Annotated in this window: 14 protein-coding genes; 3 read left to right on the top strand and 11 right to left on the bottom strand. The window is 43.7% G+C overall.

Annotated features, from left to right (window positions below):
* The first annotated feature begins 1 nt into the window (after nt 1).
* Nucleotides 2–781, top strand: a complete 780-nt coding sequence (gene xth, locus IEV61_RS06460) for an exodeoxyribonuclease III (RefSeq protein ID WP_188414893.1) — start codon at nt 2–4, stop codon at nt 779–781.
* A gap of 71 nt (nt 782–852) precedes the next feature.
* On the opposite strand, the gene IEV61_RS06455 is transcribed toward xth, so the two are convergent.
* From IEV61_RS06455 to IEV61_RS06445, 3 genes are all read right to left on the bottom strand, one after another.
* A complete protein-coding gene (locus IEV61_RS06455) occupies nt 853–1149 on the bottom strand; it encodes a Dabb family protein (protein WP_188414892.1) in 297 nt (98 codons plus the stop codon).
* A 48-nt stretch (nt 1150–1197) separates the two neighbouring features.
* Nucleotides 1198–1977 carry an alpha/beta fold hydrolase gene (locus IEV61_RS06450; RefSeq protein ID WP_188414891.1) on the bottom strand — a complete coding sequence of 260 codons (780 nt, stop codon included), beginning with the start codon at nt 1975–1977 and terminating at the stop codon, nt 1198–1200.
* 131 nt (nt 1978–2108) lie between these two features.
* On the bottom strand, nt 2109–2297 hold the full coding sequence (locus tag IEV61_RS06445; RefSeq protein WP_188414889.1) for a hypothetical protein: 189 nt from the start codon (nt 2295–2297) through the stop codon (nt 2109–2111).
* Nucleotides 2298–2449: 152 nt separating this feature from the next.
* Between IEV61_RS06445 and IEV61_RS06440 the strand changes: the two genes are divergently transcribed.
* A complete protein-coding gene (locus tag IEV61_RS06440; RefSeq protein WP_229747057.1) occupies nt 2450–3379 on the top strand; it encodes a PfkB family carbohydrate kinase in 930 nt (309 codons plus the stop codon).
* 1 nt (nt 3380) lies between these two features.
* Here the strand turns inward: IEV61_RS06440 and IEV61_RS06435 are convergent, their stop codons facing one another.
* Nucleotides 3381–5807: an AsmA family protein gene (locus tag IEV61_RS06435; RefSeq protein WP_188414888.1), complete on the bottom strand. Its 2427-nt coding sequence runs from the start codon at nt 5805–5807 to the stop codon at nt 3381–3383.
* A gap of 287 nt (nt 5808–6094) precedes the next feature.
* On the opposite strand from IEV61_RS06435, the gene IEV61_RS06430 reads away from it, so the two are divergent.
* On the top strand, nt 6095–7468 hold the full coding sequence (locus IEV61_RS06430; RefSeq protein ID WP_188414886.1) for a TolB-like translocation protein: 1374 nt from the start codon (nt 6095–6097) through the stop codon (nt 7466–7468).
* 73 nt (nt 7469–7541) lie between these two features.
* Here the strand turns inward: IEV61_RS06430 and IEV61_RS06425 are convergent, their stop codons facing one another.
* The 7 genes from IEV61_RS06425 to IEV61_RS06395 form a co-directional block, all read right to left on the bottom strand.
* Entirely contained in the window at nt 7542–9113 is a 1572-nt protein-coding gene (locus IEV61_RS06425) for a porin family protein (protein WP_188414884.1), read from the bottom strand.
* Entirely contained in the window at nt 9110–9697 is a 588-nt protein-coding gene (locus IEV61_RS06420; protein WP_188414881.1) for an RNA polymerase sigma factor, read from the bottom strand. The genes IEV61_RS06425 and IEV61_RS06420 overlap by 4 nt, the downstream gene beginning before the upstream one ends.
* A gap of 251 nt (nt 9698–9948) precedes the next feature.
* Complete coding sequence (gene rplS / locus IEV61_RS06415; RefSeq protein WP_188414879.1) at nt 9949–10296, bottom strand: 50S ribosomal protein L19; 348 nt, start codon at nt 10294–10296, stop codon at nt 9949–9951.
* A 264-nt stretch (nt 10297–10560) separates the two neighbouring features.
* Nucleotides 10561–11241, bottom strand: coding sequence for a tRNA (guanosine(37)-N1)-methyltransferase TrmD (trmD, locus tag IEV61_RS06410; RefSeq protein WP_188414877.1), 681 nt, complete (start codon nt 11239–11241; stop codon nt 10561–10563).
* Nucleotides 11242–11358: 117 nt separating this feature from the next.
* Nucleotides 11359–11886 carry a ribosome maturation factor RimM gene (rimM, locus tag IEV61_RS06405; RefSeq protein ID WP_188414876.1) on the bottom strand — a complete coding sequence of 176 codons (528 nt, stop codon included), beginning with the start codon at nt 11884–11886 and terminating at the stop codon, nt 11359–11361.
* An 83-nt stretch (nt 11887–11969) separates the two neighbouring features.
* A complete protein-coding gene (locus tag IEV61_RS06400; RefSeq protein ID WP_188414874.1) occupies nt 11970–12500 on the bottom strand; it encodes a 30S ribosomal protein S16 in 531 nt (176 codons plus the stop codon).
* 110 nt (nt 12501–12610) lie between these two features.
* On the bottom strand, nt 12611–12844 hold the full coding sequence (locus tag IEV61_RS06395; RefSeq protein ID WP_188414872.1) for a hypothetical protein: 234 nt from the start codon (nt 12842–12844) through the stop codon (nt 12611–12613).
* Nucleotides 12845–12993: the final 149 nt, after the last annotated feature.

Here is a 12993-nt window from a genome sequence, read left to right as displayed (position 1 = left end):
TATGAAAATTGCTACTTATAATGTGAACGGCGTAAACGGTCGACTGCCGGTATTGCTGCGCTGGCTTAACGAAACAGCGCCCGATGTGGTTTGTCTGCAAGAGCTGAAAGCACCGCAAGAAAAATTTCCATTAACTGCCATTGAGGAGGCCGGCTATAATGCCATATGGCATGGTCAAAAAAGCTGGAACGGTGTGGCCATACTGGCCAAAAAGCAGTTTGAAATTAAAGAATTGCGCCGTGGCCTGCCCGATGACCCTGACGAAGCACAAAGCCGCTATATAGAAGCTTCTATAAACGGCATCGTAATAGGCTGCCTGTATTTACCTAACGGCAACCCTACGCCCGGCCCAAAATTTGAGTATAAGTTGCGCTGGTTTGAGCAGCTAACCCTGCATGCTCAAAAATTACTGACTTATAAAATACCCGTTATTTTAACAGGCGATTTTAATGTAATGCCTACCGAAATTGACGTTTACAAGCCCGAGCGCTGGGTAGACGATGCACTTTTTAGGCCGGAAGTGCGTGCCGCGTTTAAAAACCTGGTTGACCAAGGGTGGACCGATGCCATACGTAAGCTCTACCCTACAGAAACCATTTACACCTTTTGGGATTATTTTCGTAATGCCTATGGCCGCAATGCCGGTTTACGGATAGACCACTTTTTGCTGAGCCCTGAGGTGGAGGGCCGCCTGCTTGAGGCCGGTGTTGATAAGCAGGTGCGCGGCTGGGAAAAAACCAGCGATCACGGTCCTGTATGGATCACGCTGGCTGATGAATAATTAAATATGCTCTTTAACAAACAAAGCCTCCATTTAACTGCGGAGGCTTTGGTGCTTAATTCACATGCTGCTTATTGCGCATCGTAAATAACAACTTTATCAAAATACTGGCGGAAACCGTCTAAGAAAGCCAGGTGCAACTCATGGCCCTGGTAAACATCGTGGCCGGCCATATCATCAAAAAATACCAGGAGGCTATAGGTGTAAGTGGTATCAACCACTGCACGCTCAATAGGTGCCGGGGTGCCAATATGCAGGTTTTTAACCGTTTCTACGCCCTCTAAAGTTTGCAGGCTATCGTGAAATGCTTGTTTCTGTTCGGGAGTGGCATCGGCCTTAAGCCAGAATAATACGTGGTGTGCTATCATGATCTTTTTTTTGTTGCAAATATATAAATGCCTGCTGATGAATTTCTGTTAAGCGACTTTTGTAAAAAATCCTTCGAGCGCCAGCATAATCATTTCCTTTTGCGTGTTATGTGCATCGTTACCTGCAAAGGGCACGTTTAAAAATGCGGCAGTGGGCAGCAGCGTGCAAAGCTCTGCAACAGCCGTAAGGCTTAACAAATGGTCATTATCACCCCTGATTACCAGCAATGGCGAAGTATAACGTTGCAGGTTAAAACTTGGATAGCCGGATGATCCGGGGTCGAGCCACATTTTGACCAGGGCTTGCGTGAGCATATCAAAATCGGGCGTCGGATTGAATTTGTAATAACTATTGTAAACAGCCGGAAACTTTTCTTTCCAACTATGGTCAAATGTGCCTTTCAGCATAACACGCAAATAATCGGCATTTTTATAATGCCAGCGTGCACCTATGGTTACTACTTTTTCAACCTTCAATTTACTGTATGCGGCCAGCCGGTAAGCTACAGTACCACCATCGTTAAAACCTAAAATGCTTAATTTATCTATATGAAGATGATGCAAAATAAGTTCGGCATCCTGCTGCAGGCGCTCATAGGTTAACCTCGATGAACCCATCGAAGATTTTCCGTGTCCCCGGCTGTCAATACCCACCAGCCTATACCGTTCGGCCAGCTTTGTTAATACCGGGTTTAAATCTTCCAGACTACCTAAGCTGCCATGCAAAATAAGCAGTACCGGTTTACCGGGTGTACCCGCCACTTCATAATATATGCTGGCGGTATCTATGCTAATGTATTTCCCTGATTGATGGTTAAATAAGTTCATAAAAAGGCTGCTGGTTATTGGCATAACAAATACATCCTAAGATAGTTATTTATCTACCAGTTGCAACCAGGCCGTAATGGCACTTTGCAGCAACTCCGTTTTATGATTAAGCTCCTCTACAGACTTAATGGTTACCATACGCCTTCCATCCCCATAATTCCTTCTAAAAAACTCGAGGTGTCATTAATGGTTGACCCGGTTGGAAAAACCAGTAAGAAATAGGCTTTTCTATGCAGGTGCATAACCACCATATCGCGCTTGTATTCTTTAGGATCGAAAGGCTGCATAGTGCCCTGGTAAAAAAGCTGGGCGAGTTCCACTTGATCCGCTCACCAGTAATGGGGTCTGTATTCAGGATCACTTGTCTTGTTGCTTCAACTAGTCGGGCTAGGGGTGCTCCCAATTTATTAATGTAGGCGTTGATGCCGGCAGGGTCGTTTAAATCTCTGACTTTTGCCATAAGTTTAAATTTATGCTTAAAGATAAATATAGCAGCTTATCTTTAGCCTTTTGTAACTATTTCATAAACATGTTAGATATTTGCTGCGTAGGGCACATTACTTTAGACAAGATCATCACTCCGAAGGCCACCAAATACATGGCAGGCGGAACATCATTTTATTTTTCGAAAGCGCTACGCCAAATGGAAGTAAACTTCGGTTTGGTTACCGCAGTAGGACAAAGCGAAATGCCGGTAGTTGATGCCCTCCGTACCGAAGGTATTAAAATACAAGCCTCTGTAAGTGCGCATTCTGTTTATTTTGAAAATAGCTACGGCCTTAACTCCGACCATCGCACACAGCGCGTATTGCAACAAGCAGATCCGTTTACCGTAGAGCAGCTGCAGCCTGTTGAAGCCAAAATATTTCACTTAGGCCCACTACTGGCCAATGATATGGAGCTGGAGGTAATCAAATATCTGGCTGATAAAAGCACGTTGTCTTTAGATGTGCAGGGCTATCTGCGCACGGTTCAAAATCTCAAAGTGCTGCCTGTAGACTGGCATGATAAAATTGAAGCATTGCCTTACATTCACTACCTTAAAGCAAACGAGTATGAGCTTGAGGTTTTAACAGGATGCACAGATATAAACCAAGGCGCACAAATACTTGCAGACCAAGGTGTAAAAGAAGTAATTATTACCCTGGGCGGCCAGGGATCAATTATACTGTCAAACGGCCAGTTTTACCAGATACCAGCCTACAAACCGCCAACCATAACCGATGCCACAGGCTGTGGTGATACCTACATGGCCGGGTATTTATACCAGCGCGTAAAAGGTGCCAGTATTGAACAAGCAGGTAATTTTGCTGCGGCTATGGCCGGTTTAAAAATTGGAGCCTCGGGCCCGTTCACCGGTACCGAGGGTGATGTGATGGCTTTTATGAATCAGCCGAGGTAAGCTACTTGTGGTCTTTATTCCAGCCTATTTTAACTTTTCCCGTGCCATCATCTTTGGCAGCCAAGTGTAGCACTATACCACGCATCCTGCGTTTTTGCAGTTCCTGCTTATCAGTAATATCCTCATCCTTTTTTGGGTTGCGCAGCGGAACATCAAAACTAATATTGGTTCCGCGGGTAAAGGCGTAAGTACCCGCTACATCAACATTAAGCACGCTTGAGTTAATTTGCATGGGGTTGATTAAGATCTTATCGCCCTCCAGGTTAAAGCTGGCGTCAAGTTTTGGGATCTCAATATTTTTAAGATCGCGGAAAGGGAAAGCAAACTTACCCACCTTAATCAGCGGATCGTAATTGATTAGCGCACCATTTTTTAAATTGATTGCTGCCGTACCATGAACAGAACGTGGTACTAAACTACCCTGATCGGTTATACCACCGGTAATTTGCGTTTTGGCAGAAAGGAAGCCTTTCAGGTTTTCTGAGGTAATATCGTGTAAGCCAAAGTTATCGAACGCGTAAAAGAACTCCCTTATATTCACATTACTTACTGTAGTGTTTACTGCAAAAGTATTGAGAAACTTACCCTGCATTAACTTTCCGTTTAGTTGCAAACCACCACCTGCATGTTTTAGCCCTACATTTTTAATAATGATACCGTTAGAAGTGGTTAGCAAATCGGCTTTTACGTTGGTGGCTAAAAACTTTTTGTAGTAAACCTTAGCTACATCCATATGCATTTCGGCATTTCCTTTTTCAAGCACATTGCTTAACTGGTCTATCACGTTACCGCTATTGGCAGGCGTAGCCGCCGATGTTTTTACCTGCTGCCTGCTGTTCAAAAAGCCCAGAAACTCGCCCAACCGTAACTCGGGGCTCTTAATTTGCCAGGTAAGCAGTATTTTTTCAGGAGCACTGTAATAGAGGTTTAAAAAGTTGTTAACCCTCCCCTGCATAGTTATTACACTGCGCCCGCTTTGCAAACGCGTATCTTTCAATACCAGGTCGTTACCTACAAAGTTTAAACTTAACGATGTGTTGATTAAGGCCAGGTTGCGGGGCAGGTATTTAAAGTCGGCGTTCTTGAAGGATATGATACCCGCAATAACCGGCTTGTTTAATTTATAGTCTACAACATCCGCCCGGTAGTGGAGGTTCATATCGGCCTGTCCTTTAGTAAACTTAGCAATATCTGCCCCCAGGGTATAATTCAAATTAACCAGCGGAAAAGTAGATTTAAAGTTACCGGTAGCTATAGGCTTTTCGAGGTTAACAATGCTGCCGGTATCTATTACAAAAGGTAAATGGTTGTACCTGCCCGTAAATCTCGACAAGCGTATAGCCGAGTTAGCATCTACAAAGCCTTTACCCTTTACATTGTTATTGGTAAATACGGCATCAAAATTACAACTGTCAATTACGGCGCCTGGTATGGTAAGCTTATTATCGCGAATTTTTCCAGTAGCGTAAATTAGCGGATCGCCGCCACCCAGGTTGCCTTGTATAAGTGTGGTAATATCTATAGGCTTGCTGAGATTAAATTTATTAAGCGTTTTGCTGATGTTGGCTGCCACCAAACCGGCCGCGTTACGCCATAAAATTTGGTTAGCCGCTATATGAATATCGAAATCAGTTCCCTTTTTGGCGGTATTAAAGTTGGCACCAATAACAAACGGATTACCACCTATGCTAAAGTCTTTTGACAAGATATTGATCTTGCCATTATCCTCATTAAACCCGGCCAGCATTTGGCCTGTTAAATGCTTGTTCTTAATAAAGCTCCCCTTATTGGTATTAAAAGCCATGCTTTTGGCGGTCACATCCATTTGCAAATCGGCATGCCAGCCCGAATCAGGATAAGTCATTTTACCTGCCAGTTTGTTAATATCAAACTGAAAAAGCTTGCTGTTCTTTTGATTATTTACAGCAAAGGTTACTTTGTTTAAGGTAAATTTCCCGAATTCAGCCGAACTTCCGCTATCATCATCAGGTTTGGCAGGAGTCTTATCTTTTTTCTTGAAAATGGAGCTGTTACTGTAACCTGTGCTATCTTTATACAGGTCAATAGCGGCATTACTTATTTCAATATTACTGATGCGTATCGCACCCCGCAGCAGCGCAGCAGTGTTAATTGAGACATCAAAGTCTTTGGCGGTAAGTAAGGTATGATGATGCTCGGCCCAGCGGCTATCTTTCACCAACACATTTTTTAAAGAAACCGAAATACCCGGAAAGCCTTTAAAAAAGGTGGTTTCCATATCGCCAATGGTAAGCTTGCCCGTTAAATTTTTGTTTAGCGTTGATGTGATAAGGGTTAAAACCTTGGCTTTGTTAGAGTTAATATAAATAAACAAGCCCACCGATAACAGCAAAAACAGGAGCACTACGGCTCCAACAATTTTCAAAATAACTTTTAACCACTTAGGCATCTCTCTTATAATTTAACTTAAAAGCTTAAAACTCATTCATTTGTTTTACTTCTTCAAGTAGTTAAAATTACGACCACCATAATTTAACCTTCATGCAATTACTTTCCTTAAACAATAATGAGATGCTCCTTCACACATGACTGCCAAGGGCATCAGTAACCTGTACTATCCTGCAAGTTTTAGCAAACAGAGGCAGATCTTTTAGCTTAGAGTAACCAATTATTCTTTAAATCGGTACAGCATATATTCTCTGAAAGTTTATGTGCTGTAACAAGTATCCTGCTTTTATGACTATTAAACCATATTTGTTTATTACCGCTTTGGCTTGCACGGTTATTATTTCATCGGCGCAGGCACAAATAGGCAAACGCTTTCCATCCGAACGCAAGGTGGTAAAAGACCCGGTGACCGGCACTATGCTTACCTTTTTAACCAGCACTCCAGCCGGCGACAGCAAAATTTATCAAACCCACCCGCAATGGACATCTGATGAGCAATGGCTGGTATTCCGCTCTAACCGGGCAAAGAACGAAGCCCTCGCGGTTAACGAAAAAAGCGGCGACATTGTACAAATAACCGAGGGGGGCTATACCGGTATGCTTAACCTGGCTCGTAAAAGCATGAAGCTTTACCATATGCGCAGCACAGCACCTGCTACCGATGGCCTGCGCCGCGGCGGCCCGTTACAAGTAATTGAAGTTGACCTGGCCAAAGTATTAGCCGACAGCAAGGCCGGCAAGATGCAACCTGCAAATGCCTATCAGCGGGTATGCGGCACCATACCCGCCGAAATGGGTGCTGGTGGCGATATGGCTTTAGATGCCAACGAAGACCAGGTTTATTTCCACGTAGGTAAGGATGAAGCTTACAAACATTTAACGCCGGGCACTAAAATAGACAGCGCTTTTGGTCCGCGTAAAATGGGCGCGGGGCCTAACGGTTTAGCATCTATGAACGTAAAGACCGGCCAAATACGCTACATTGTTTCGGTGCCGTTTCAAATAGGCCACATCCAGGTGAACCCCTGGATACCGGGCGAAATTATTTTTTGCTGGGAAACAGGCGGTAAATCGCCGCAACGTACCTGGACGGTTAAGGCCGATGGTAGCGGCTTGCGTCCGCTTTACCCGGAAGCTGCTACCGAATGGGTAACGCACGAAGCTGTAATTACGCCCGACGAGGTAGCCATTGCCATTATGGGCCACCGCAAAGTACCCGGAACCAAAGGTGCAGCCGCTCCCGGCACGGCAGTAGGCGGTGCAAACCCCGGACAGGAAGCTGCTTGGGGACCATCGGGCACACGCGAGAAGCCGACTGGTTTGGGCATAGTAAACCTCCGCACCCGCGAAATGGTTATAGCCGGGCAAACGCCAAGCGGCAGCGGCTTATGGCATGTAGGGGGCTCTAAAGATGGCCGTTGGGCAGTAGGCGATGATTTTTCGCGCAGTGTATACCTCATAGACAGGCATACACATGAAATGACGATGCTGTCTACCGGGCACAAGCAAACCGCGGCAGATCATCCGCATCCAACCTTTAGCCCCGATGGTACACGGATAGAGATCCAGTCGGCCATGCTGTCGGAAGATGGAAAATCAATGAATATTTGTATCATCCCCGTACCGGAGGCCTGGTTGAAACGTACTTACCCTAAGCCATAAATTAAATCAAAATTTGTAAACACAAAGGCCAGCCTGCAATGCAGATTGGACTTTGACGCAAGGCAATCAGCTGCTATTTTGATTTAAACAGGTAGCTTATCCCTACTTGCAACCTGTTAGCCGGTTGGTTGTAGTTACCCCAACTGTTACTTACTTTGTATTGCGGCAGCCACAGGTACCTGGCTTCTATATTAAAATGCTTGAGGTTAACGCCTATGCCAGTGCTTAAACCTACGTTTACTTTGTTAGTAAGCACAGTAGTGTTACGCACAGAATCAATGGTACCAGTGCGCCTGAGCGTATCCCTGAAACCACCGACAGCGCCCAGCCGGGTACTCACGTTTAATTGTTTACCTGCAAAGCTCAGCACCGGGCCGGCCTTCAAGCTAATGAGGCTGTTTACCCTGTATTGAATATTCAGTGAAACATCAATTGGCTGTACTTTCCTCGAATCGGCGAGCGATAGAGCGGCCGATGAATCGGGGCGATAATAGCTGGGATGAGAAAAATTACCGGTTATAGTTCTGGAACTGTTGTATAACAAAGAACCCTCTGCAAGCCACCGTTTGGTTAATGCGTAGTTTGCTGTTAAGCCCAGGTAAAAGCCAGTGCTCCCGCTGCCTGTAGTGAGGCCGGCTTGCAAACCGTAATTGTAGGCAGGAGTAGTAAGTTCAATAATTGTACGGCTACCCGCTGCCTTATTAGGCTTACTCCTAATTCCTTTTGGCTTAATGGCTATTGTACGATCAAGAAATTGCTCTTCAGGAAAAATCACTTGGTTACTGATATACTTATTCTTAGGAAAATCATACTTACCTGCATCATTTTGATTTGAGAATTGATTTGCAACGAATGGCGAGGTATGAGCTCCGTAAACTACCAATGGCTTGCCTCTTTGCCGTACGCCAAACAGAGCCACCTCATCAGGATTTCGCATTGCGGACATCCGGCGGTTATAATCTACCTTTCCATTAGCAACATCAATGCTCCGCTGGCCATTGGTAATTTTTCCATAATTAGTTCCGCTAAGCTTTGCTACGCCGACAAAGTTCTTTTTTAATACTTGATTGTTACTGCCAAACTTTGCAGTATTAATGTTTAGCTTGTTTGAAGAGGTGCTGCCGTTAATAAATTTATTGTTAAGCCGTGCGGCGGCATCTTTCGTGTTGTTGTCGCTACTGATATCCTTTGGTTGATATTTTAAGCTATTAATGCTTTTACTGTCCATTGAATTGTATACAGCAATCTGACCTACGGTATCGCCTTCTTTAGCATCTTCCGCTGTCACCGTATCTTGAGCAATAATATCAAATTGCACTTTCCTGCTGCTATCTGATGCTTTATGTACGTGATACTCGTTTTTTTTGATTTTCTTATTTACATGTTTATGCTTTATACCGGTGCTTACCGCAACATAAGTTCCTACACCTACCATTGCTGCGGCGGGCAATACATAACCGACCAGGGCTATTAACTTGCTCACTAAAGGTTTAACCATACCTCCGCCTGTAACGGCATTACTCACCGGCAAATGTGCATTCAACTGTTGCTCCATTAATTTCCAGCCGACATTCGCATTGCCTTTTACCGGCAATTCATCCAGCTTTTTACGCCAAAGTTTATGATACCATGCTGAACTTTTCATGTCGACTTCTTTTGATTTTCAGTTGGTTCGTTAACTTCATTAACTGCTGGTTCCAGTATGGCTTTTAACTGCTTTTTGGCTTCAGATAAATGCCATCTTGATGTGCTTTCTTTAATATGGAGCTGCTCCCCAATTTCCTGGTGCGAAAAGCCTTCCACTACTGAAAGATTAAAAACCAGCTGGGTTGCGGCTGGCAGTGTTTGTATGTGTTTTAACAGATCTTCGGCATACAGTTTTTCGAGCACGGTGGGGTTAACAAAAATGGCATCATCAACTTCATCGGTGCTTATGCTTTCATTAAATCTGGCTTCTTTACGGCTTAAGTCAATACAGGTACGCACCATAATGGTACGTATCCAGGCTCCGGGTTCTCCCTTTTGCTCATCAAAGCTGTCTATATTTTGAAAAACCTTTAAAAATCCGCTGTTTAACGCTTCCTGCGCCAGTTCGTCATATTTAAGGTAGCGATAACATAGCTTAAGCATATCTGCATAGTAGCGCTTATACAAAGCTTCTTGTGCCGCGCGGTTGTTGGCTTTGCAGCCCTCCAACAGCTTAGTGGTCTGCTTAGTAAAAATGCTCATTCAAATAAATCAGGTACAATATATATAGCCGTGCTAATTACAATACGTTACGAAAAAGCTAAACGCTGGGTAACAGTGTAAATAAATATTTATTTGAAAAATAGTGGAGGGGCGGCAGGTTGCTTGCTAACTATGGACAAGAATTGTTCGCAAGCATGAAAGCTGGTAAAAAACAAAAAGTCCTGACAACTTTAAAAAGTTATCAGGACTTTAATGTATTACTTATGTAAAGTACGTATCAGTAAAAATGCTTAAACGCGTTTTGCCTTGATACGTGCAGCTTTACCGGTAAGTTCGCGCAGGTAATATAACTTAGCACGACGCACTTTACCGCGGCTGTTTACTTCAATTTTTTCGATGTTTGGAGAGTTAACAGGGAAAATACGTTCTACGCCAATACCGTTAGACACTTTACGTACAGTAAAGGTTTCGGTATTCCCGGTGCTGTTACGTTGTATACAAACACCTTGGTATAACTGTATACGTTCTTTTACACCTTCTCTAATTTTATAGTGTACAGTTACAGTATCACCTGATTTAAACGAAGGAAGCTGCTTTTTTTCTGCTGACTGCTCTTCAACAAATTTTACTAAATCCATGATTTTAAGCTATTAAAGCGATTTTTAGCCCGTAAAAATCGGATTGCAATAATAGGGATAATTTTGATTAATTAAAAGTGGTTTGTGAAAAAAGTTTTAAATATACGGAAGCGGGGTTGCGAGGTTTAGGGAGCGAGGTAAGATAAGTTCTTGTTAAGGCTAACCAAAGCACTTTTACTACCTGCTAACCCAAAAGGCTTCTTCGAATTTTATTCTAAATGCCTGACTTTCAAAACCCCGCTCTTCGCACCTAAATCTCCGCATCTATTCTTCATCCAATAAATCGGGGCGGCGCTGGCGGGTGCGTTCTATGGCTTGTTCAAAGCGCCACTTTTCTATTTCGGGGGTGTTACCGCTCAACAGGATGTCGGGCACTTTATGCCCCTTCCAATCGGCCGGGCGGGTATATACCGGGGCATCCAGCAAACCATCCTGAAAGGAATCGGACAGGGCCGAGGTTTCGTCAGACAGTACACCGGGGATCAGCCTAACCAGGGCATCTACAAGAATGGCTGCGGGCAGTTCACCACCCGAGAGTACATAATCTCCCACAGAGATCTCGCGGGTTACAAACAAGTCGCGTATGCGCTGATCAATACCTTTGTAATGCCCACACAAGATCATCATGTTCTTCAGGCCCGACATTTGGTTGGCTATGCCCTGGTTCAGTGTTTCGCCATCCGGGCTCATAAATATAATCTCGTCATACTCACGCTCGGCTTTCAGCTTTTCAATACATGCAGCAAAGGGCTCAATGGTCATGACCATACCGCTGCCACCGCCATACTGATAGTCGTCTACACTTTTTTGTTTTTGTGTAGAATAATCGCGCAGGTTATGTACATGAATTTCGGTCAGCCCTTTTTTTTGTGCACGCTGCAAAATAGAGTGTGCAAACGGACTTTCAAGCAAACCAGGAAGTACAGTGATGATATCGAAACGCATAATATTTAAAGTAAGAGTACAGAATATGGAGTCAAGAGTACAGATTGTTTAACCGAAATATCAATACCCCAAATTATATCTGGATTCTTGATTCTGTACTCTGTAATCTCTTCTCAACTATCCTTCCAGGTATACATCCAGTAAACCTTCAGGTAAATCAATGTACACCTCGCCACCTTCTATGTCAATCCCTTTAATAAAATCGGCATTGAGCGGAAAAAGCACTTCACGGTTTTGATAATGCACCGAGGCAATTACCTGCTGCGGGTACTCCAGCACATCGGTAATCTCGCCCAATTCGCCGTGGGTTTCATCAATAGCAATATAGCCTTTCAAATCCATCAGCGTAAATGCATCCGGATCTTTGGCAGGCTTTAATTTGTTGGGCAGGTACAGGTCTTTCTTTACCAGTATAGCCGCTTTATCAATATGATCTACCTCTTCTAAAAACAAGTAAGCGGTATTGGCCATAGGATACTTAACAGTGCTTACAAAGTAAGGCACCAGCTTGCCTGCCACTTCAAAAAATATAGCGCTGAAGTCAATATCCTGCAATCCGTCAAAATCGGTATATACCTGTAACTCGCCTTTTAAGCCACGGGTTTTAGTTACGGTACCTATTCTGAAATAATCTTCTGTATTCATAAACTAATTATGCTGTAAACAACAATAGCGAAGCGCCGTTAATGGGCAGCTCCGCTATTGCGTATAGTACTTGAGTATTAAAATTACTCAGCTGTTTCGTTAGATTCAGTTGCTTCGGCACCTTCTTCGGTAGCTGGAGCTTCTTCTTCTGCAACAGGAGCATTTTTAGCAGCGATAGCTGCAGCTCTTTCTTCTTTCTTTTTAGCTTCGGCGGCTAAAGCAGCTTTGCGGGCTTCGCCTTTAGTGGTGGTTAAAGTTTCTTTTTTACCAGAAATCTTGTTTTCTTTTTGCTCAGTCCAGGCTGTAAATTTCTCGTCAGCTTGTTCTTGAGTTAAAGCACCTTTTTTAACACCACCTTGTAAGTGTTTTTTGTACATTACACCTTTGTATGACAGTATAGCACGGCAAGTGTCAGTAGGCTGAGCACCGTTATCTACCCATTCAAAAGTTTTGTCAAAATTAATGTCGATAGTAGCCGGGTTGGTGTTAGGGTTGTATGAACCTAAACGCTCAATAAAACGACCGTCACGTGGAGCACGTGCATCTGCCACTACGATGTAGTAAAAGGGTTTTCCTTTTTTACCGTGTCTTTGCAATCTGATTTTAGTTGCCATTTTTCTTTCTTTATGTATTCAACATGTCCCCGGAGTTATTTCTGCGGGGCTGCAAAGATAGAAAAAAATAATAAAACTAAAAACAATATAACCACAAGTTGCTGAGCTGATTAATGAGTTAACTTATGGAAAAGCAAGAAAATGCCTCCAACGGCTCCTACCGCCACAATGCCTGCAATCAGCGATGCCAGCATAGGTGGTATACCTCCCGTGTAACGGCTATAACTAACCGCTCGCATGTAAGCAGCTTCCCGGTATGCGGTTACATAGGCCGAATCGGTAAGGTAGGCAGCAGTTGAAGCATCAGCTTCATGTGGTTTAAAGAAGTCAGAACTTTTATTCATTCCTTTTTTAAGGATGGCTCTAAGCCCTTTCCTGTCCGGGTGAAATCTCGTTCCATCCTGCCTCCCAATTTTCGAAAGCGAATACTGACTTAATGATTGGGCGGATGCACCAAAAATACAGCTACAGGAAATCAGGATATAAACTATCA

Source organism: Mucilaginibacter galii, assembly GCF_014635825.1.
GTDB classification, from domain to species: Bacteria; Bacteroidota; Bacteroidia; order Sphingobacteriales; family Sphingobacteriaceae; genus Mucilaginibacter; species Mucilaginibacter galii.
This window is presented reverse-complemented; position numbering and strand designations above follow the sequence as displayed.

What these genes read in the sequence shown, in the direction of transcription:
- IEV61_RS06420 (WP_188414881.1), bottom strand. Translation starts at nt 9,697, where the DNA reads ATGAGCATTTTTACTAAGCAGACCACTAAGCTGTTGGAGGGCTGCAAA.
- IEV61_RS06440 (WP_229747057.1), top strand. Translation starts at nt 2,450, where the DNA reads ATGCTTAAAGATAAATATAGCAGCTTATCTTTAGCCTTTTGTAACTAT.
- IEV61_RS06430 (WP_188414886.1), top strand. Translation starts at nt 6,095, where the DNA reads ATGACTATTAAACCATATTTGTTTATTACCGCTTTGGCTTGCACGGTT.
- IEV61_RS06450 (WP_188414891.1), bottom strand. Translation starts at nt 1,977, where the DNA reads ATGAACTTATTTAACCATCAATCAGGGAAATACATTAGCATAGATACC.
- IEV61_RS06425 (WP_188414884.1), bottom strand. Translation starts at nt 9,113, where the DNA reads ATGAAAAGTTCAGCATGGTATCATAAACTTTGGCGTAAAAAGCTGGAT.
- IEV61_RS06455 (WP_188414892.1), bottom strand. Translation starts at nt 1,149, where the DNA reads ATGATAGCACACCACGTATTATTCTGGCTTAAGGCCGATGCCACTCCC.
- rplS (WP_188414879.1), bottom strand. Translation starts at nt 10,296, where the DNA reads ATGGATTTAGTAAAATTTGTTGAAGAGCAGTCAGCAGAAAAAAAGCAG.
- IEV61_RS06395 (WP_188414872.1), bottom strand. Translation starts at nt 12,844, where the DNA reads ATGAATAAAAGTTCTGACTTCTTTAAACCACATGAAGCTGATGCTTCA.
- xth (WP_188414893.1), top strand. Translation starts at nt 2, where the DNA reads ATGAAAATTGCTACTTATAATGTGAACGGCGTAAACGGTCGACTGCCG.
- rimM (WP_188414876.1), bottom strand. Translation starts at nt 11,886, where the DNA reads ATGAATACAGAAGATTATTTCAGAATAGGTACCGTAACTAAAACCCGT.
- IEV61_RS06435 (WP_188414888.1), bottom strand. Translation starts at nt 5,807, where the DNA reads ATGCCTAAGTGGTTAAAAGTTATTTTGAAAATTGTTGGAGCCGTAGTG.
- trmD (WP_188414877.1), bottom strand. Translation starts at nt 11,241, where the DNA reads ATGCGTTTCGATATCATCACTGTACTTCCTGGTTTGCTTGAAAGTCCG.
- IEV61_RS06400 (WP_188414874.1), bottom strand. Translation starts at nt 12,500, where the DNA reads ATGGCAACTAAAATCAGATTGCAAAGACACGGTAAAAAAGGAAAACCC.